Here is a 20,280-nt window from a genome sequence, read left to right as displayed (position 1 = left end):
CCACCGCAGCTCGCCCGTGCGGCTTTCAGTCCGGAATGCCGCCCAGTGCCCGCAGCACCCGCTCCGCCGTGGCGGGCGCGTCCATTTCCAGCGGACCGCCGGCCGGGTTCGAACGGCTGCGCGCGCTGGCGACGGCGTCGCGCAGGGCCTCCCACACGCTGACGGCGAGCATGAAGGGCGGTTCGCCCACGGCCTTGCTGCCGAAGACGTTGTCCTCGCGGTTGGGCTCCGGCCAGAGCGCGACCTTGAAGTGTTCGGGAATGTCGCCGGTGGCCGGGATCTTGTAGGTGCTCGGGGCATGGGTCGCCAGCCGGCCCTGCTCGGTCCACACCAGTTCCTCGGTGGTCACCCAGCCCATGCCCTGCACGAAGCCGCCCTCGATCTGGCCGATGTCGATCGCCGGATTGATGCTGCGCCCGACGTCGTGCAGGATGTCGACCTTGAGCACGCGGCTTTCGCCCGTGAGGGTGTCGATCGCCACTTCGGTGCAGGCCGCGCCGTACGAGAAGTAGAAAAAGGGGCGGCCGGTGAGGGTGTGCTTGTCGTAGTGGATCTTGGGCGTGCGGTAGAAGCCGTCGCTCCAGAGCTGTACCCGGGCCGCGTAGGCCGCGTGGACCACGTCGGCGAAGTCGCGCACGTTCCGCGGCGTGATCACCTGGCCGTGCACGAACTGCACCGCTTCGGCCGTGCAGCCGTCCACGCCGGCGACGTACTCGGCGAGGTTGGCACGCACCTGCCGGGCTGCGAACTGCGCGGCCCGGCCGTTGAGGTCGGTGCCGCTCGATGCGGCGGTCGCGCTGGCATTGGGGACCTTGGCCGTGTCGCTGGCCGTCATCACGACCTGATCGAAAGGCACGCCGAGCTCGTCGGCGACGATCTGGGCGACCTTGGTGTGCAGGCCCTGGCCCATCTCGGTGCCGCCGTGGTTGACCTGCACGCTGCCGTCCGTGTAGACATGGACCAGCGCACCCGCCTGGTTGAACAGGGTGGCCGTGAACGAGATGCCGAACTTGACCGGCGTGATGGCGATGCCGCGCTGGATCACGGGGCTGGCCCGGTTCCAGGTCTCGATCAGGGCCTTGCGGCGGCGGTAGTCGGCGCTCGTCTCCAGTTCGGCCAGCAGGGGCTGCAGGATGTTGTCCTCCACCGTCATCTGGTAGTGGGTGACGTTGCGATCCTCGATGCCGTAGAGGTTGCGCAGCCGCACGTCGAGCGGATCGAGTCCGAGCTTGCGGGCGATGTCGCCCAGGATGGTCTCGATGGCGATCACCCCCTGCGGCCCGCCGAAGCCCCGGAACGCGGTGTGGCTCTGGGTGTGGGTCTTGCAGCGGTGGGAGACGATGGACACGTCTTCCAGGTAATAGGCGTTGTCGCTGTGGAAGATGGCACGGTCGGCCACCGGGCCGGACAGGTCCGCCGAGAAGCCGCAGTTGGCCGCCAACTGCAGTTGCAGACCGCACAGCCGCCCGGTGTCGTCGTAGCCCACGCGGTACGCATAGGCGAAGGGATGGCGCTTGCCGGTGATCATGAAGTCTTCGTCGCGGTCGAAGCGCAGCTTCACCGGCCGGGCGAACTTGCGGGCGGCCACGGCGGCCCACACGGCCAGGTGGCCTGCCTGCGTTTCCTTGCCGCCGAAGCCGCCGCCCATGCGCCGGCACTCGATGCGCACGCGGTTCACATCCAGGCCCAGTGCATGCGCCACCCAATGCTGTACTTCGCCGGGATGCTGCGTGCTGCTGTACACCCACCACTGCTTCTGCTCGAGCGGCAGGGCGTAGGCGATCTGGCCCTCGAGATAGAAATGTTCCTGGCCGCCCACTTCGAAACGGCCCTCGAGGGTATGGGGGGCGCGTGCCAGCGCGGCCTCGGCATCGCCGCGCACCACGGTCACCGGCGGCGCGACCTGGCTGCCGGCCTGCAGGGCTTCGGCCACGGTCAGGATCGCGGGCAGGGGCTCGATGTCCGCCACGACCTTGCGGGCGGCGCGGCGGGCGGCCATCACCGTCTCGGCCACGACCAGGCCGATCACCTGCCCGATGTAGTTGACCTCGTCCAGGGCGAAGACCGGTTCGTCGTGCGTGAACGAGGCCAGCATCTTGTCGCCCGGAACGTCTTTGGCCAGCACCACGCCCCTGACGCCGGGCATGGCCAGCGCGGCCTGGGCATCCACGCCCTTGAGCCGGCCATGCGCCACGGTCGACAGGATGGGCGCCGCGTACAGCGTGCCCTTGATCTCGGGAATGTCGTCGATGTAGGTGGCCGCACCGGCGACCTGCGCGGCTGCGCTTTCGTGGATGTGCGACTGGCCGCTGGCGGTGCGGGCGGTGTGTGTCGTGTCGGCAGGCGAGGGCGCGGCGGTTTCGCCTTGCGCGGGGTGGCCTGAGATCTTCATGCTGAAACTCCTGGGCAGATCGTGTCGGGGTCTTCCAGCCGGATCGGGGACGTGCCGGCGGGGGCCTGGCTTTCGAGCCAGTACCGCCAGAGCAGGTTGCCGAGCAGGGCCCGGCGGTAGGCGCCCGAGGCGCGCATGTCCGAGATGGGCTGGAACTCGGCGCGCAGGGCGGCCATGGCCGCCTGCACGGTCGCGGCGTTCCATGGCTGCCCCAGCAGGCGGGCTTCGGTCTGCCGGGCGCGCACCGGGGTGGCCGCCACGCCACCGGCGCCGATCGATGCCCAGGCCACCTGGCCATGGGCGTCGAGCTGGATCGAGAGGGCCAGGCACACGGCCGAGATGTCGTCGTCGTAGCGCTTGGACACCTTGTAGACGCGCAGCCAGCCGGCCCGCTGCGCCGCTGCGGGGTCGCGCAGCGGAACGCGGATCCGGGCCAGGACCTCGTCCGGCGCCATCACATTCTGGCGGTAGCCGGTGTAGAGGGATTCCAGCGGCAGCTCGCGCTCGCCGCGCACGCTGGCCAGCACCACCTGCGCACCCAGGGCGATCAGCAGCGGCATGGAGTCGCCGATGGGCGAGCCATTCGCCACATTGCCGCCCAGGGTGCCGGAGTTGCGCACCGGCAGGCCGGCGAAGCGGCGCGTGAAGGTCGTGAGTTCGGGCCAGCGCCGGGCAAGGTGGTCGAAGGCGTCGGCCAGCCGTGCGGCCGCGCCGATCTCCAGCCAGCGGCCGTCGGCCGATTCGGCCACCGCCTGCAGTTCACGCACGGCGGTGACGTCGAGCACCTGCGTGAACTGCCGGTGCTGCTTGGTCACCCAAAGGCCCACGTCGGTACAGCCCGCCACCAGCTGGGCCTGCGGACGAGCGGCGCGCCATGCCAGCAACTGGGGCAGGGTGGTGGGGCGCAGATAGGCCTCGCCGGCACTGCCGGGGCGACCGATGATCTGCTGCGCGGCTTCGTCCAGGCGCGCCACCACGGCCGCTTCGTCGACCCACTGGCGAGGCATCGCCTGCATCGACTGGGCGGCGTCGAGAATCGGACGGTAGCCGGTGCAGCGGCACAGGTTGCCCGACAGCGCCGCCTGGGCCTCGCCGCGCGTGACGGCCGGCTGGCTGCAGCGTCCGCCCGGGCTGGCCTTGTCCTTGCATGCCTGAGCCTGGTACATGCCGAACAGACTCATCACGAAACCCGGGGTGCAGAAGCCGCACTGCGAACCGTGGCACTGCACCACGGCCTGTTGCACCGGGTGCAGGTCGGCCAGGGCAGCGGCCGGCTCTGAGGCCGCCGCGGGCGCTGCGCCCGTCTCGTCGGGAAAGACGAAGCCGGGCTGGTCGGCTGCGATGTCTTCGACCGTCCACAGCGCCATGCCGTTGATGGAGTGGGCCAGCCGGATGCAGCTGTTGATCGCGCGGTACTTGAGACCGGCCGTGGACGAGGCCGCCGTGTCCGGCGAACCGCCGTCGATTTCGGCGAGCACGACCGTGCAGGCCCCACAATCGCCCTCGCCGCAGCCTTCCTTGGTCCCGCTGCAGCCGAGGTCCTCGCGCAGCAGGTCGAGCAGGGTGCGGTCGGGCGGCACGTCGTGCAAGGTGACGAGTTCGCCTCGCCGCACGAAGGTGATGGGCGTGCAGGACGGCGTAGGGGCGGGCGTGGAGGCGGAGGTCATCGTGGAGCGGGCTACGGACAATCGGGGTGCGGCCTGGGCGTGCAGGCTTCGTTACATGGAGGGTAGTGGCAATCGCCGTCCTCTGCATAAGATAGGGCATATGAAATACATCCGGAGAGCGGTATGAGAGAACAGACGCTTTTGGACAAGATAGACCTCCATCTCATCCGAGTCCTCCACACCGTCATGACTGAACGCAGTGTCTCGCGTGCCGCCGTCAAGCTGGGCATGCACCAGCCCGCCGTGTCGGCCGCTCTCAAGCGGCTGCGCGAGTTCGCGGGCGACCCCTTGCTGGTGCGTTCCGGTGCCAACATGGTGCCGACGGACGCCGGGCAGCGCATGATCGAGCCCAGCGCCAGCATCCTGCGCGCCGCCGAGGTGCTGTTCACCGACGTGCGCCGTTTCGACGCCCGCACGGCCCAGCGCACCTTCCGGCTGGCTGCCAGCGATTACCTCGACCCGGTCTTCCTGCCGCGCCTGATGGTGCGTCTGCGGCAGGAGGCGCCCCTGTGTGCGGTCGAGTTCTATCCGCTCTCGGGCGAGACCAGCTACCGGCAGCAGCTCGAGCAGGGCGAGGTCGACGTGGTCATCGGCAACTGGCCCAGTCCGTCGGACGATCTGCACATGGGCCGCCTGTTCGGCGACGAGGTGGTATGCCTGGTGTCGCGCCAGCATCCGGCCGTTCGGCGGGGCTGGACCGCCGACGACTGGCTGGCCGCCGACCACGTCGCGCCCACCCCGCTGCACCCCGGTGCCAAGGGTTTCATCGACGACCATCTGGCGCTGCAGGGCATGAGCCGGCGCGTCACGGCACGCTGTGCGCACTTCGGGCAGATTCCCGCCATGGTGGCCGATACCCTGTTGGTGCTCACCACCGGGCGGCAGTACTGCGAGCGCTTCGTGGACGAATTGCCCGTGGCGATCCTGCCGTGCCCGGTGCCCATGCCCCGGATGATGTACTACCAGCTCTGGCATGCCCGGGCCCACCAGTCGGATGCCGTGCGCTGGCTGCGCGACACGGTCAAGAGCGTGGCGGCCGGGCTGCGCGGCGGCGGCGAACCCGCAGCACCCCCGCCACCCGCCGCCAGAAGGACGCTGGCCGAAAAAGCCTAGTCCCGTCCGGATCGCGCCGCGGTTCGAGCGCAGCCAGCCCGTCCGCCCCGACTAAAATCCCGCACGCTTCAAAGACCCTACGAACATGACCTCGCCACGCCTTGTCCTGCAGAACATCACCAAACGATATCCCGGCGTGGTCGCCAACAGCGATGTCACGCTGGCTGTAGCGCCGGGCGAGATCCACGCCGTGCTGGGTGAGAACGGCGCGGGCAAGTCCACGCTGATGAAGATCATCTACGGCTCCGTCCGCCCCGACGAGGGGCAGGTCGTGATCGACGGCCAGCCGGTGCAGGTCCGCAATCCCCAGGAGGCACGGGCCCTGGGCGTGGCCATGGTGTTCCAGCATTTCAGCCTGTTCGATACGCTGACGGTCGCCGAGAACGTGTGGCTCGGACTCGACAAGTCGCTCAGCCTGGCCGAGGTGCAGCGCCGCATGGTCGAGAAGGCCAGTGAATACGGCATGGACGTCGACCCCACCCGGCCGGTCCACACCCTTTCGGTGGGCGAGATGCAGCGGGTCGAGATCATCCGTGCGTTGCTGTCCAATCCCCGTCTGCTCATTCTCGACGAGCCCACCTCGGTGCTGACGCCGCAGGCGGTCGAGAAACTGTTCGTGGTGCTGCACCAACTGGCCTCCGAGGGCTGCAGCATTCTCTATATCAGTCACAAGCTCCATGAGATCCGTTCGCTGTGCACCGCCTGCACCGTGCTGCGCGGCGGCAAGGTGACCGGTGCCTGCGATCCCCGGCAGGAGGACAACGCCTCGCTGTCGCGCCTGATGATCGGGGCCGAGCCGCTGCGGCTGCAGGCCCGGGGCACGGCCGGCGGCCGCGTGGTGCTGGACGTGCGTCAACTGGCCTTGCCCAGCGAGGACCAGTTCGGCGTGGCGCTCGAGGGCATCGATCTGCAGGTGCGTGCCGGCGAAGTGGTGGGCATCGCCGGCGTGTCGGGCAACGGCCAGCGCGAGTTGCTGTATGCGCTGTCCGGCGAAGACACCCGTGCGGCTCGCCGCTCCGGCCGCGACAGCATCCGCATCGGCAGTGCGCCCGTAGCCCATCTGGGCCCGCGCCAGCGCCGCGAACTGGGCCTGCACTTCGTGCCCGAGGAACGTCTGGGCCGCGGGGCCGTGCCGGCCATGGGGCTGGCCCACAACCTGCTGCTGACCCGGCGCGAGGCCGTGGGATCGGGCGGCTGGATCCGCCAGGGGGCGCTGGCCGAGCAGGCCCGCTCCATCATCCGCCGCTTCAACGTCAAGACGCCGGGCGTGCATGTCGCTGCCCGCTCGCTGTCGGGGGGCAATCTGCAGAAGTTCATCGTCGGCCGCGAAATCGATGCCCGACCGGAACTGTTGATCGTGTCGCAGCCCACCTGGGGTGTCGACGTCGGGGCCGCGGCGCAGATCCGCGGCGAAATCCTGGCCCTGCGCGATGCGGGCTGTGCCGTGCTGGTGCTCAGCGAGGAGTTGGACGAGTTGTTTGAAATCAGTGACCGGCTGTATGTGATGGCCAAGGGACGGCTGTCGCCGCCGGTGATGGCGCGCGACGCCACGATCGAGCAGATCGGCGCCTGGATGAGCGGACTGTGGGACCACGAGCTCGGCGAGGCCCTCAGCCTGGCCGAACAGGAGGCGCTCCATGCTTAAGCTCAAGCTCGAAGCACGCCCCGTCGCCTCGCGCCTCTGGGTCTACGCATCGCCGGTGCTGGCTTTGCTGATCACCGTGATCATCGGCGTGGCGCTGTTCGCGTTCCTGGGCAAGGATCCGGTACGCGCCCTGCAGATCTTTTTCTGGGAGCCCGTGAAATCCAGTTATGCGCTGGGCGAACTCATGGTCAAGGCCACGCCCCTGCTCATCATCGCGCTGGGACTGGCGGTGTGTTTCCGCTCCAACGTCTGGAACATCGGCGCCGAGGGCCAGTACGTGATCGGCGCCATCGCCGCCACCGGCGTGGCGCTGATGGCCGACAAGGGGTCGAGCGGTGCCATCGTCGTGGCCGTGCTGATCGCGGGAGTGGTCGGGGGCATGGCCTGGGCGGGCATCACCGCGCTGCTGCGCGACCGTTTCAACGCCAACGAGATCCTGGTCAGCCTCATGCTGGTCTATGTCGCCATCCAGTTGCTGAGCTACCTGGTCTTCGGGCCCTGGAAAGACCCGCTGGGCTACAACTTCCCCCAGACCAAGACGTTCGAGGCCGTGGCACGCGTACCGCGCCTCATGGACGGCTCGCGCATGAACATCGGCCTGGTGCTGGGCCTGGTGGGCGTGGTGGCGGTCTGGATCTTCCTGTTCCGCACCCGCGCGGGCTTTGCCCAACTGGTGGGCGGCCAGGCCCCGGCGGCAGCGCGTTATGCCGGTTTCTCCGGCCGGCGTTCGCTGTGGGTGGCCCTGCTGATCTCGGGCGGCGCGGCCGGCCTGGCCGGCGGGCTCGAGGTCGCCGGCCCCATCGGGCAGCTCACCCCCTATATCCCGGTGGGTTATGGCTTCGCGGCCATCATCGTGGCTTTCGTGGGCCGCCTGCATCCGGTGGGCATCGTGCTCTCGGCCATCCTGATGAGCATGTTCTACATCGGCGGCGAACTGGCGCAATCGCGACTGGGCCTGCCCAAGTCCATCACCGGCGTGTTCCAGGGCCTGCTGCTCTTCACGCTGCTGGCCTGCGACACCCTGGTCGCCTACCGCATCAAACTGCAAAGGAGTGCCTGAGATGGAAGGCAGTGCAATGCTCGTCGCCGCCACGCTGGCTGGCGGCACCATCCTGGCGATCGCCTCGCTGGGCTTGCTCATCAACGAAAAGGCGGGCGTGGTCAACCTCGGCGCCGAAGGCATGATGCTGTGTGCCGCACTGGCCGGTTTCGCTGCGGTGGTGCATACCGGCAGCAACCTGGCCGGTTTCGTGGCCGGCATGGCTGCCGGTGCCGTGCTGGCCGCGGCTTTCGGCGTGCTGGTGATCTGGCTGGGCACCAACCAATACGCCACGGGGCTGGCGCTCAGCCTGTTCGGGGCCGGTTTTTCGGCGTTCATCGGCACCGGTTATGTGCAGGCGACGCTGCCGCCGCGGACCGCCTTCGAGATCCCGCTGCTGGCCGACATCCCCTGGCTGGGCGTGGCGATTTTCCGCCAGCATCCGATGGTCTACCTGGCCATGGTCCTGGCTGCCGGACTGGTGTGGTTCCTCTACCGCACCCGCGCCGGACTGGTGCTGCGTTCGGTCGGCGAATCGCCCGAATCCGCCCATGCGCTGGGTTATCCCGTGCGCCGCATCCGCCTGCTGGCCGTGGTGGCGGGCGGCGCCCTGTGCGGCCTGGCCGGCGCCTACGTCTCGGTCATCTACACGCCGCTGTGGGTCGAGAACATGATAGCCGGCAAGGGCTGGATCGCCCTGGCCCTGACCACCTTCGCCACCTGGCGGCCCGCGCGCGTGCTGCTGGGGGCCTACCTGTTCGGCGGCGTCACCATGCTGCAGTTCCAGCTGCAGGGGCAGGGCCTGTCGGTGCCCACCCAGGTGCTCAGCATGCTGCCCTATCTCGCCACCATCGTGGTCCTGGCGCTGATGTCGCGCAACCCCACGTGGATACGCATTAACATGCCTGCTTCGCTCGGCAAGCCCTTCCATCCCGGCAGCTGAGTCCGCCGGCGGCACCCCTTTTTCCCATTCTCAACAGTCGTTAGGAGATGACATGACCGACCTCAACAAACGTTCCCTGCTGCGGGCGACCGCGGTGTCCGCCGTGGCCCTGGCGGCACTCGCAGCCTGCGGCAAGAAGGACGAGGCGCCGGCCGCGCCGGCCGCCTCGAATGCGCCGGCAGCCGCTCCCGCCGCCGCCTCGGCCGAGCCCCTGAAGATCGCCTTTGCCTACATCGGCCCGGTGGGCGACGGCGGCTGGACGTTTGCGCACGACAACGGTCGCAAGGCGCTCGAAGCCGAGTACGGCAGCAAGATCCAGACGACGTTTGTCGAGAACGTGCCCGAATCGGCCGACGCCGAGCGCGTGCTGCGCGACCTCGCCAGCCAGGGCAACAAGCTGATCTTCGGCACGACCTTCGGTTACATGGACCCGGTGCAGAACGTCGCCCGCGATTTCAAGGACGTCAAGTTCGAACACGCCACCGGCTACAAGACCGCCGACAACGTTCGCACCTACGACAGCCGCACCTACGAAGGCGCCTACCTGGCAGGCCTGGTGGCCGGCTACACCTCCAAGACCGGTACGCTGGGCGTGGTGGCCTCGGTGCCGATCCCCGAAGTGATCCGCAACATCAACAGCTTCACGCTGGGCGCCCAGGTCGCCAATCCCAAGATCAAGACCAACGTGGTATGGGTCAACGAGTGGTTCAACCCGCCCAAGGAAACCGAAGCCGCCACCGCGCTGATCAACGGCGGCGCCGATGTGCTGTTCCAGAACACCGACTCGTCGGCCGTGCTGCAGACCGCTGAGAAAATGGGCAAGCGCGGCTTCGGCTGGGATTCGGACATGACCAACTACGGCCCCAAGGCCCACCTGGGTTCGGCCGTCATCAACTGGGCGCCTTACTACATCAAGGCCACCAAGGATGCGATCGACGGCACCTGGAGCACCGGCCAGACCTGGTGGGGCGTCAAGGAAGGCGCGATCGACCTGGTCTCGCTGGCCAGCGACGTGCCTGCCGAAGCCAAGGCCAAGGTCGATGCCGCCAAGGCCGGCCTGAAGGACGGCTCCTTCGTGATCTGGAAGGGCCCCATCGTCGACAACGGCGGCAAGGAAGTGGTCAAGGCCGGTGAAGCCGCCACCGACGATTTCCTGCGCGGTGTGAACTTCTACGTGCAAGGCGTCGAAGGCAAGGTGCCCGGCAGCAAGTAAGCCGGCTTGCCGAGTGGCCCGGCGTGCCGGGTCGCCGCCTCCACAGAACCGCCTTCGGGCGGTTTTTTATGGTCCAATCCCGGAAGCGATGTGCCGGTCAGGGCTGCTGCATGCTCCTTCTAAAAGAGCGTTCCGGCCAGGTCGACCCCTGCCGTGCGCCTCGATCGACATTCACCCCCCCACCGGAGCCCCCATGACCCAGCCCCCGTTCCAGCCGGATCCGCTGATCGATTTCGGTGCCATCACGCCCGAGCGCCTGCCCGAACTGCTGCGCGGCATGCCCAAGGCCGAGCTGCACATGCACATCGAAGGTTCGCTCGAGCCCGAGCTGATCTTTGCCCTGGCCCAGCGCAACAAGGTGCAACTGCCCTACGACTCGGTCGAAGCGCTGCGCGCGGCCTATGCGTTCACCGACCTGCAGAGTTTTCTCGACATCTATTACGCCGGCGCCAGCGTGCTGCTCCACGAGCAGGATTTCTACGACATGGCCATGGCCTACCTGCAGCGCGCCGTGGCCGACAACGTCGTGCGGACGGAGATCTTCTTCGATCCGCAGACCCATACCGCGCGCGGCGTGGCCATGGAGACCGTGATCCTGGGTCTGTCGCGGGCCTGTGCCGATGCGCAGGCCAAGTGGGGCCTGGGCAGCGACCTCATCCTGTGTTTCCTGCGCCACCTCAGCGAAGACGACGCGCTCGATACCCTGCGCGAGGCCACGCCGTATCGCAGCCATTTCATCGGCGTCGGGCTCGACTCCAGCGAAGTCGGGCATCCGCCGGAGAAGTTCTCGGAGGTGTTCCTGCGGGCCCGCGAACGCGGACTGCGCCTAGTCGCCCATGCCGGCGAGGAGGGGCCGCCGGCCTATATCTGGAGCGCGCTGGACGTGCTGCGCGTCGAGCGCATCGACCACGGGGTGCAGAGCAGCCGCGATCCGGCGCTGATGGCCCGTCTGGCCAAGGAACGCGTGCCGCTGACGGTGTGTCCGCTCTCCAACCTCAAGCTCTGCGTGGTGCCCGACCTGGGCCAGCACAACCTGGGACAGTTGCTCGATGCCGGGCTGTGCGTCACCGTCAACTCCGACGATCCGGCCTATTTCGGCGGTTACGTCAACGACAACTACGTGCAGACCTTCGCCGCCACCGGCCTCGATGCACGGCAGGCGTGGCAGCTCGCGGCCAACAGCTTCGAGGCCAGCTTCGTCGAGCCCGAAGTCCGGCAGGGCTACGTGGCTCAGCTCGACACCTACTTCCGCCAGTTCGCCGAGTCGTCCGCCGCGCAGGCCCAGCCTTGAACCGGCCTGCCGCCGCCCATGCCGAACCCTGTCTCCGCTTCTGACCTTGCCGCCGTGACCGACGCAGCCCCTGTCCCGTTTTCCCGCCCAGCATGCCCGGAGGGCTGCTGATGATGGATCTGTCGATTGCCGCGATCCTCGCGCAGGACGGTCTGACCTCCGGCGCCGTGTACGCCTTGCTGGCCCTGGCCATCGTGGTGGTCTTCACCGTCACCCGCGTCATCTTCATCCCGCAGGGCGAGTTCGTGGCCTATGGCGCGCTGACGTTCGCCATGATGCAGCTCGGCCGCTGGCCGGCCTCCATCAACCTGCTGCTGGGGCTGGCGCTGCTGGCCTGGCTGATGGAGCTGGCCGCCATCCTGCGTGCGCCCGACCGCCGTGCGCGGCTGGGTCAGGAAGTACTGCGCGCCACCGGGTACATGCTGTGCTGGCCGGCCGCGGTGGCCGGCGTGTTCTGGGCGCTGCCGCAGGCCGGCTATCCGGCCGATCAACTGGCCCAGCCGGTGCAGATGGCGCTCGCCCTCGCCGTGGTCGTGCCCATGGGCCCGTTGCTGTACCGGGTGGCCTATCAGCCGCTGGCGGCGAGTTCGCCGCTGGTGCTGCTGATCGTTTCGGTCGGTGTCCACTTTGCCCTGATGGGGCTGGGGCTCTGGATGTTCGGCGCCGAGGGCGCCCGCGCCGACGGCCTGGTCGACGGTTCGTTCGATGCAGGCCTGCTGGCCGTGTCGTGGCAGAGCCTGCTGGTGGTGGGCGTGACGGCGCTGATCATGCTGGCCCTTTACCTGTTCTTCGGACGCACGCTCTCGGGCAAGGCGCTGCGCGCCACCGCGGTCAACCGCCGCGGGGCCCAGATCGTCGGCATTCCCATCACGCAGGCCGGGCGTCTGGCGTTCCTGCTGGCCGCGGCCATCGGTGCGCTGTGCGGCATGCTGATCGCACCGTTCACCACCATCTATTACGACACCGGTTTCCTCATCGGACTCAAGGCCTTCGTGGGCGCCATCATCGGCGGGCTCTCCAGTTTTCCGCTGGCCGTCGGCGGTGCGCTGCTGGTGGGCCTGATCGAATCCTTTGCGTCGTTCTGGGCCAGTGCCTTCAAGGAAGTGATCGTCTTCACGCTGATCATCCCGGTGCTGCTGTGGCGCTCGATCGCGAGCTCGCGCCAGGGCCGCCACGACGAGGACGAGTCATGACCGGGACCCGCCGCACCGCGCTGGGGCTGCTGGCCTTTGCCGTCTTCATGGCCTGCTGGCCGCAACTGCCCGTGCCGGTGTTCTGGATCACGCTGGCCAACTACATCGGGCTTTACGCGCTGGTGGCGCTGGGACTGGTGCTGCTGACCGGCGTGGGCGGCATGACCTCGTTCGGTCAGGCCGCCTTCGTGGGCATCGGCGCCTACGCGACGGCCTGGCTGAGCACTGCCTACGGCGTCTCGCCCTGGCTGGGCCTGCTGGCCGGGCTGGCATCGACCGGTGTCGTCTCGCTGGCGCTGGGCCTGATCACCATGCGGCTGTCGGGCCACTACCTGCCGCTCGGCACCATCGCCTGGGGGCTGGCGTTGTTCTACCTCTTCGGCAACCTCGACGTGCTGGGGCGTTTCGACGGCATCAACGGCATCGCGCCCATTTCGCTGGGAAACTATGCGCTGCAAAGCGGCCATCAGATGTACTACCTCATCTGGCTGGTGGTGGTGGCAGCCTTGCTGGCATGCTTCAACCTGCTGGCGTCGCGGCCGGGCCGGGCTTTGCGGGCCCTGCGGACGGGCGCGCAGATGGCCGAGTCCATGGGCGTCAACACGCTGGCGCTGCGCATCCAGTGTTTTGTGCTGGCGGCGCTGCTGGCGTCGGTCTCGGGCTGGCTCTATGCGCACCTGCAGCGCGCAGTCAATCCCACGCCCTTCGGCATCAATGCCGGCATCGAGTACTTGTTCATGGCCGTGGTGGGCGGCGCGGGTCATTTGTGGGGTGCGGTGGCCGGTGCCGCCGTGTTCACGCTGCTCAAGGATCAGTTGCAGGGCTGGCTGCCCCGCCTGCTGGGCGCGGACGGCAACTACGAGATCATCGTCCTGGGGGCCTTGCTGGTGCTCCTGCTGCAGCGCACGCGCGAAGGCCTGTGGCCTCAGGTGCAGCGTTTCGGACAGGCCGTGGCACGCCGCGGCATGGCCCAGCGCGCACGGGCTGCGGATGCTCGCGGCACGCCGGGCCTGCGCGAGCCGCTGCCCCAGCCTGTTCCGCAGGGGCCGCAGTCTTTTCCTGCAGACCCTGCCGGCGTTTCTTCGGGCGCCGCCGAACGGCCCGAAGGCCGGCCGGCCCAGGCCCCGGATGCGACCGCGACCGGCGAGCTGCTGCTGCGCGTGCGCGAGGCCGGTAAACGTTTCGGTGGATTGCAGGCGGTCGGCGGCATGAGCTTCGAGCTGCATGCCGGCGAAATCGTGGGCCTCATCGGCCCCAACGGCGCCGGCAAGTCCACCATGTTCAACCTCGTTTCCGGCGTCCTGCCCCTGAGCGAAGGCCGCGTCGAGTGGCGGGGGCGTTCGCTGGCCGGGGAGGGCGCCCGGCAGGTGGCGGCCCTGGGCATGGGGCGGACCTTCCAGCATGTCAAGCTGGTCGCCGACATGAGCGTGATCGAGAACGTCGCCCTCGGTGCACACCTGCGCTCGGGTGCCGGCATGCTGCGCAGCATGCTGCGGCTCAACCGCGCAGAAGAACAAAGGGTGTTTGCCGAAGCCCGCCGCCAACTGGCGCGCGTCGGCCTGGCCGATGTGGCTCGGCACGCCGCAGGCAGCCTGCCCCTGGGTCAGCAACGCATTCTGGAGATCGCCCGCGCGCTGTGCGCGGGTCCTCGCTTGCTGCTGCTCGACGAGCCTGCAGCCGGTCTGCGCCATCGAGAGAAAGAAGCGCTGGCCCGGCTGCTGCGTCAATTGCGGGATGAAGGCATGGGCGTGCTCATCGTCGAGCACGACATGGATTTCGTCATGCAGTTGACCGACCGACTGATCGTCATGGAGTTCGGCCGCAAGATCGCCGAGGGCGACCCCGCCGCCATCCAACGCGATCCGGCGGTGCGGCGGGCCTACCTGGGCGACGAGCCCGACGACGATGCGCTGAATGGAAGCGACGGCGCGGTGCGGTCCGATGTCCCGGCCTCCGTGCCACCGCGTCCCGTTTCCGCGCCGGATTCCGTTTTCACCGACAGCCGTGTGGCCTGAGGAGCCGACCGCGTTCCCCATGCCCGTCTGCCCGCGCGACCCCGACCTGCCGTGTTCTCTGCCTTGACCTCCGCCATGCCCGATCGCTCTTCGCCTGCCGCTACCGCCCCGCCCATCCTGTCGCTGCGCGGCCTGTTCGTGCGCTATGGCGATGTGCCGGCATTGTCCCCGCTCGATCTCGACGTCGCGCCGGGCCAGGTGGTGACGGTGATCGGCCCCAATGGCGCGGGCAAATCGACCCTGCTCAACGCCATCGGCGGTGCCTTGCCGGCCAATGGCCAGGCGCAGGGCGGTCTTTGGTTGGCCGGGCAGGATGTTTCGCGCTGGCCCATCGAGCAGCGGGTGGGGGCCGGCCTGTGCCTGGTGCCCGAGAGCCGGGAGCTGTTCGGCAGCATGAATGTGGCGGACAACCTGCTGCTGGGCAGCTACCGCAGGCATCGCCGGGGCGAGGCGAATCCGGGCGACCAGCTCGATGCCGTCTATGCGCTGTTCCCCCGCCTGCTCGAGCGCCGCAGCCAGGCCGCGGCGACGCTTTCGGGCGGCGAGCGGCAGATGCTGGCGATCGGGCGCGCCCTCATGGCCAAGCCGGCCGTGCTCATGCTCGACGAACCCAGTCTGGGACTGGCGCCGCTGATCGTGCGCGACATCTTCGCCATCGTCACCCGGCTCAAGGCCCTGGGCGTGGCGGTGCTGCTGGTCGAGCAGAACGCACGCGCCGCGCTGCGTGTGGCCGACTGGGCCTATGTGCTCGAGACCGGCGCGGTCTCGCTGCAAGGGCCGGCCGCCGCCGTGGCGAGCGACCCGCGCGTGGGTGCCACGTATCTGGGCCGCAGTTCTCCGGCAGCTTCGGCCGGCGTGCGGCCATGACGGGGTGGGGCGCTTGTTGTAAAATCATGCGCAGCATTGCCTGGGGCCGCTGGCCCGAGGTATTTACGCAACCCCTCACAAGGACGAGAAAGGCAACCCGGTTATGACACCGCGAACGAGCCCGGCCACCCCATTCGGCCGCTACCCCCGGTAGCTGCGCTGGTTGCTCGCGCCTTTTTCTGATCTCCGGCCCCCGGGCCACCGAAGACAAGCGCGGCGCCCACCGCGCTTTTTGTTTTCAGACCCCATCCACAGGCTTGCTGTTCCATGATTCAGATCACGCTTCCCGACAACTCCAAACGTGAGTATCCCGGTCCCGTCTCGGTGGCCGATGTCGCCCTTTCCATCGGCCCCGGGCTGGCCAAAGTCACCGTGGCCGGCAAGGTCGACGGCCGGCTGGTCGACGCCAGCGACCGCATCGACCACGATGCCAAGCTGCAGATCATCACCCCCAAGGACGCCGAGGGCGTGGAGATCATCCGCCATTCCTGCGCCCACCTGGTCGGGCATGCCGTCAAGCAGCTCTACCCCACCGCCAAGATGGTCATCGGCCCGGTGATCGACGAAGGCTTCTATTACGACATCTCGTACGAACGCCCCTTCACCCCCGACGACATGGCGGCCATCGAGGCCCGCATGCGCGAACTGATCGCCAAGGACTACGACGTCGTCAAGAAGATGACCCCGCGTGCCGACGTCATCGAGGTCTTCAAGAGCCGCGGCGAGGACTACAAGCTGCGCCTGATCGACGACATGCCCGACGAGACCCAGATGGGTCTGTATTACCACGAGGAATATGTGGACATGTGCCGTGGCCCTCACGTGCCCAACACCCGTTTCCTCAAGAACTTCAAGCTCACCCGCGTTTCGGGCGCCTACTGGCGCGGCGACGCCAAGAACGAACAGCTGCAGCGCATCTACGGCACCGCCTGGGCCGACAAGAAAGACCTCGAGTCCTATATCAAGCGCATCGAGGAAGCCGAGAAGCGCGACCACCGCCGCCTGGGCCGCGAGCTCGATCTGTTCCACCTCGACGAGCACTCGCCCGGCACCGTGTTCTGGCACCCCAAGGGCTGGGCGCTCTGGCAGGCCGTCGAGCAGTACATGCGTGCGGTCTACCGCGACAACGGCTACCAGGAAGTCAAGGGTCCGCAGATCCTCGACAAGACCCTGTGGGAAAAGACCGGCCACTGGGACAAGTACCGCGAGAACATGTTCACCACCGAATCGGAAAAGCGCGAATACGCGCTCAAGCCGATGAACTGCCCCGGCCACATCCTGATCTTCAAGCAAGGCGTCAAGAGCTACCGCGACCTGCCGCTGCGCTACGGCGAGTTCGGCCAGTGCCACCGCAACGAGCCCACCGGCGGCCTGCACGGCATCATGCGCGTGCGCGCCTTCACCCAGGACGACGGCCACATCTTCTGCACCGAAGAGCAGATCCTGCCCGAGTGCGAGGACTTCACCGCGCTGCTGCAGAAGGTGTATGCGGACTTCGGCTTCACCGAGATCATCTACAAGGTCGCCACCCGGCCCGAAAAACGGATCGGCTCGGACGAGAGCTGGGACAAGGCCGAGCACGCCCTCATGGAGAGCCTGCGCAAGTCCGGCTGCGATTTCCAGATCGCACCCGGCGACGGTGCCTTCTACGGCCCCAAGGTCGAGTACACCCTGCGCGACGCCATCGGGCGCCAGTGGCAGGCCGGCACCATCCAGGTCGACTTCTCGATGCCCGAGCGCCTGGATGCCGAATACGTGGGCGAGGACGGCAACCGCCACCGCCCGGTCATGCTGCACCGGGCCATCGTCGGCAGCCTCGAGCGCTTCATCGGCATCCTGATCGAACAGCACGCCGGCGCCTTGCCGACCTGGCTGGCGCCGACCCAGGTGGCGGTGCTCAATATCACCGATGCACAGGCCGATTACGTCCAGGAAGTTGCTCAAACGCTGCAGTCCCAAGGGGTCCGCGTACTGACCGATCTGCGAAATGAAAAGATTACGTATAAAATACGTGAGCATTCGTTGCAAAAGCTGCCCTTCATCCTTGTCGTGGGCGACAAGGAAAAGGCGGCCGGAGCCGTCGCCGTGCGCGCCCGGGGCAATCAAGACCTCGGTGTGATGCCTTTGGCAGCTTTCGTTGAGAAGCTCCAGTCCAGCATCAACAGCAAGACCTGATTGAGCCCTGGCTTTTCTGCTTGTCGTCGGTATGTCTGATCGGCGGGGTGCTGCACCTTTTGCAGCAAAATTTCGAGGAACAGAACCATCGCTACTGAATTTCGTGATCGTCGCCACCGGGAAGAACGCAAACACCGTCTGAACCGGGAAATCATGGCTCCGGAAGTGCGCCTCTCCGGCCCGGAAAACGAACCCCTGGGTGTCGTTCCGCTGGCTGAAGCTCTGCGCATGGCAGGTGAATTGGACGTTGACCTGGTGGAAATCGCGGCAGCGGCCAATCCGCCGGTCTGCCGTCTGATGGACTACGGCAAGTTCAAATACCAGGAACAGAAAAAAGCCGCCGAAGCCAAGTCGAAGCAGAAAGTCATCGAAGTCAAGGAAATCAAATTCCGCCCTGGCACCGATGACGGCGACTACAACATCAAGATGCGTAACATCCGGCGTTTTCTTGAAGAAGGCGACAAATGCAAGATCACCTTGCGTTTCCGTGGCCGCGAGATCACGCACCAGGAGCTGGGTCTGGCCTTGCTCAATCGCATTCGCGACGAACTGGCCGATACCATCGTGGTCGAGCAGTTCCCCAAGCTCGAAGGCCGCCAGATGATCATGATGATCGCACCTGGCCGCCGCAAGCCGGGTGGCGGCAGCGCCAAGCCGGCCAACGAGCAGGCCGCCCCGCAGACCGCCTGAACCCGGTCTGCCAGTGCAACAAACGAGACGTGTGTCCGCCGGTGGCGGACAGGCGGCTCCATGGATCTGGCCCTGCAGGCGTCAAGCAGGTGGGGCCGATGCAGGCAGCTGAAAGGCTGTCTGCCTGCAGAGGCCGCAAGGCTGCTGCAAAAAAGAAGTGACTCGGGGCCAACAAGTCCGCGGATGGGATCTGCGGCGCCTCGCGAGCACAAAAAATAGGAGCATTAAATGCCCAAAATGAAGACCAAGAGCAGCGCGAAAAAGCGTTTTCGCGTTCGTCCGGGTGGAACCGTCAAGCGCGGTCAAGCCTTCAAACGTCACATCTTGACCAAGAAGACCACCAAGAACAAGCGCCAACTGCGTGGTGCCGTGGCTGTGCATGAGACCAATATGGGTCACATCGCTCAGATGCTGCCTTTCGCTGGCCTGTAATTAACGACGAACTAGGAGAAAACACATGCCTCGCGTCAAACGTGGTGTAACAGCCCGCGCTCGTCATAAAAAAGTCCTGGCTCTGGCCAAGGGTTTCCGCGGTCGCCGCGGCAATGTCTTCCGCATCGCCAAACAGGCGGTGATGAAGGCAGGTCAGTATGCCTACCGTGACCGCCGTACCAAGAAGCGCGTTTTCCGCCAACTGTGGATTGCCCGTATCAACGCCGCTGCCCGTGAACTGGGCCTGACCTACAGCCAGTTCGCCAACGGCCTGAAGAAGGCTTCCATTGAAATCGACCGTAAGATGCTGGCCGACCTGGCCGTGCACGACAAGGCCGCTTTTGGTGGCATCGTGGAACAAGTCAAAGCCAAACTGGCCGCTTGATTTTCACGTGGCACCGCTGTCGCGCCATCCCCGGAGGGCGCGGCTCGCGGTGTGCGCAAAACAGGAAAGGGCTAGCTGCTTGCAATGGCGCTAGCCCTTTTTTCATTGAACCGAGTACAGAACATGAATGAGTTGGACACGCTGGTCGAACGCGCCCAGGAGGCTTTTGCGGCGGTGGCCACCCCGGCCGACCTGGAAAACGCCAAGGCCCAGTTCCTGGGGAAATCCGGGCGCATCACCGAACTGATGAAGGGCATGGCTGCCCTGAGCGTGGACGAGAAAAAATCGCGCGGTGCCGCCATCAACGTGGCCAAGCAGGCCATCGAGGCCGCGCTCGGTGCGCGCCGGCAGGCCCTTGCCGATGCCGAACTGGCGATCCAACTCAAGTCCGAGTCGCTGGACGTGACGTTGCCCGGCCGTGTGCGCGCCGGCGGCGGCCTGCATCCGGTCAGCCGGACGCTCGAGCGCATCGAGCAGATCTTCGGCACCATGGGTTTCGACGTCGCCGACGGCCCTGAAATCGAGAGCGACTGGCACAGCTTCACCTCGCTCAACAATCCGCCCAATCATCCGGCGCGTTCCATGCAGGACACGTTCTACGTCGATCTGCAGGGCGAGGACGGCACGCCTTACAACCTGCGGCCGCACACCAGCCCCATGCAGGTGCGGTACGCCCATCAGCACGTCAAGAAACACCAGGCCCTGATCGATGCCGGCCAGAGCATGCCCGAGATTCGCGTGATCGCGCCGGGCCGCACCTACCGTGTCGACAGCGATGCCACCCATTCGCCGATGTTCCACCAGTGCGAAGGCCTGTGGCTGGGCGAGAACGTGAGCTTCAAGGACCTGAAGGTCGTGTTCACCGACTTCTGCCGCACCTTCTTCGAGAGCGACGACCTGGTGCTGCGTTTCCGTCCCAGCTTTTTCCCCTTCACCGAGCCCAGCGCCGAAGTCGATATCCAGTTCCAGAGCGGCCCGTTGGCCGGCCGCTGGCTGGAAGTGGCTGGCTCCGGGCAGGTGCACCCCAACGTGGTGCGCAACATGGGTCTGGATCCCGAGCGCTACATCGGCTTTGCCTTCGGCATGGGCCCCGACCGCCTGACCATGCTGCGCTACGGCGTCAACGACCTGCGCCAGTTCTTCGACGGCGACATTCGTTTCCTGCGCCAGTTCCAGTAAACCGGCCCGCGACGTCCCGACCCTTCGAACGAACATCAGAG

16 protein-coding genes are annotated in these 20,280 nt (G+C 67.0%); 14 read left to right on the top strand and 2 right to left on the bottom strand.

Features of this window, described 5'->3' with window-relative positions:
• Positions 1 to 25: 25 nt before the first annotated feature.
• Positions 26 to 2,392 carry a xanthine dehydrogenase molybdopterin binding subunit gene (gene xdhB, locus EC845_RS20745; protein ID WP_123300089.1) on the bottom strand — a complete coding sequence of 789 codons (2,367 nt, stop codon included), beginning with the start codon at positions 2,390 to 2,392 and terminating at the stop codon, positions 26 to 28.
• Positions 2,389 to 4,059: a xanthine dehydrogenase small subunit gene (xdhA, locus tag EC845_RS20740; RefSeq protein ID WP_123300087.1), complete on the bottom strand. Its 1,671-nt coding sequence runs from the start codon at positions 4,057 to 4,059 to the stop codon at positions 2,389 to 2,391. Before xdhA ends, xdhB begins: the two co-directional genes overlap by 4 nt.
• Before the next feature lie 123 nt (positions 4,060 to 4,182).
• Between xdhA and EC845_RS20735 the strand changes: the two genes are divergently transcribed.
• From EC845_RS20735 to pheS, 14 genes are all read left to right on the top strand, one after another.
• The gene (locus EC845_RS20735; RefSeq protein ID WP_123300085.1) at positions 4,183 to 5,172 is read left to right on the top strand and encodes a LysR family transcriptional regulator; all 990 of its coding nucleotides are present in this window, start codon (positions 4,183 to 4,185) and stop codon (positions 5,170 to 5,172) included.
• 85 nt (positions 5,173 to 5,257) lie between these two features.
• Complete coding sequence (locus tag EC845_RS20730; protein ID WP_123300083.1) at positions 5,258 to 6,817, top strand: ABC transporter ATP-binding protein; 1,560 nt, start codon at positions 5,258 to 5,260, stop codon at positions 6,815 to 6,817.
• On the top strand, positions 6,810 to 7,877 hold the full coding sequence (locus EC845_RS20725) for an ABC transporter permease (RefSeq protein WP_123300081.1): 1,068 nt from the start codon (positions 6,810 to 6,812) through the stop codon (positions 7,875 to 7,877). Before EC845_RS20730 ends, EC845_RS20725 begins: the two co-directional genes overlap by 8 nt.
• Before the next feature lies 1 nt (position 7,878).
• Positions 7,879 to 8,799 (top strand): ABC transporter permease, encoded by a 921-nt coding sequence (locus EC845_RS20720; RefSeq protein WP_123300079.1) that lies wholly within the window; start codon positions 7,879 to 7,881, stop codon positions 8,797 to 8,799.
• A gap of 52 nt (positions 8,800 to 8,851) precedes the next feature.
• Positions 8,852 to 10,012, top strand: a complete 1,161-nt coding sequence (locus tag EC845_RS20715; RefSeq protein WP_123300077.1) for a BMP family ABC transporter substrate-binding protein — start codon at positions 8,852 to 8,854, stop codon at positions 10,010 to 10,012.
• 193 nt (positions 10,013 to 10,205) lie between these two features.
• On the top strand, positions 10,206 to 11,303 hold the full coding sequence (locus tag EC845_RS20710; RefSeq protein ID WP_123300075.1) for an adenosine deaminase: 1,098 nt from the start codon (positions 10,206 to 10,208) through the stop codon (positions 11,301 to 11,303).
• Between the two features lie 113 nt (positions 11,304 to 11,416).
• Positions 11,417 to 12,496 (top strand): branched-chain amino acid ABC transporter permease, encoded by a 1,080-nt coding sequence (locus EC845_RS20705; RefSeq protein WP_123300209.1) that lies wholly within the window; start codon positions 11,417 to 11,419, stop codon positions 12,494 to 12,496.
• Entirely contained in the window at positions 12,493 to 14,511 is a 2,019-nt protein-coding gene (locus tag EC845_RS20700; RefSeq protein ID WP_199739877.1) for an ATP-binding cassette domain-containing protein, read from the top strand. The genes EC845_RS20705 and EC845_RS20700 overlap by 4 nt, the downstream gene beginning before the upstream one ends.
• 75 nt (positions 14,512 to 14,586) lie before the next feature.
• Positions 14,587 to 15,378, top strand: coding sequence for an ABC transporter ATP-binding protein (locus tag EC845_RS20695; protein ID WP_123300073.1), 792 nt, complete (start codon positions 14,587 to 14,589; stop codon positions 15,376 to 15,378).
• A gap of 267 nt (positions 15,379 to 15,645) precedes the next feature.
• Positions 15,646 to 17,553 (top strand): threonine--tRNA ligase, encoded by a 1,908-nt coding sequence (thrS, locus tag EC845_RS20690; RefSeq protein ID WP_123300071.1) that lies wholly within the window; start codon positions 15,646 to 15,648, stop codon positions 17,551 to 17,553.
• Positions 17,554 to 17,640: 87 nt separating this feature from the next.
• The gene (gene infC, locus EC845_RS20685) at positions 17,641 to 18,243 is read left to right on the top strand and encodes a translation initiation factor IF-3 (RefSeq protein WP_255416923.1); all 603 of its coding nucleotides are present in this window, start codon (positions 17,641 to 17,643) and stop codon (positions 18,241 to 18,243) included.
• 228 nt (positions 18,244 to 18,471) lie between these two features.
• Positions 18,472 to 18,675, top strand: a complete 204-nt coding sequence (gene rpmI / locus EC845_RS20680) for a 50S ribosomal protein L35 (RefSeq protein ID WP_123300067.1) — start codon at positions 18,472 to 18,474, stop codon at positions 18,673 to 18,675.
• Positions 18,676 to 18,700: 25 nt separating this feature from the next.
• Positions 18,701 to 19,060 (top strand): 50S ribosomal protein L20, encoded by a 360-nt coding sequence (gene rplT / locus EC845_RS20675; protein ID WP_123300066.1) that lies wholly within the window; start codon positions 18,701 to 18,703, stop codon positions 19,058 to 19,060.
• 123 nt (positions 19,061 to 19,183) lie between these two features.
• Positions 19,184 to 20,239: a phenylalanine--tRNA ligase subunit alpha gene (gene pheS / locus EC845_RS20670; protein ID WP_123300064.1), complete on the top strand. Its 1,056-nt coding sequence runs from the start codon at positions 19,184 to 19,186 to the stop codon at positions 20,237 to 20,239.
• The last annotated feature ends 41 nt before the right edge of the window (positions 20,240 to 20,280 follow it).

Source organism: Comamonas sp. BIGb0124, from assembly GCF_003752175.1.
Taxonomy (GTDB): Bacteria; Pseudomonadota; Gammaproteobacteria; order Burkholderiales; family Burkholderiaceae_C; genus Comamonas_F.
The sequence above is the reverse complement of the archived record's forward strand: the minus strand, read 5'-3'. Positions and strand labels throughout refer to the sequence as shown.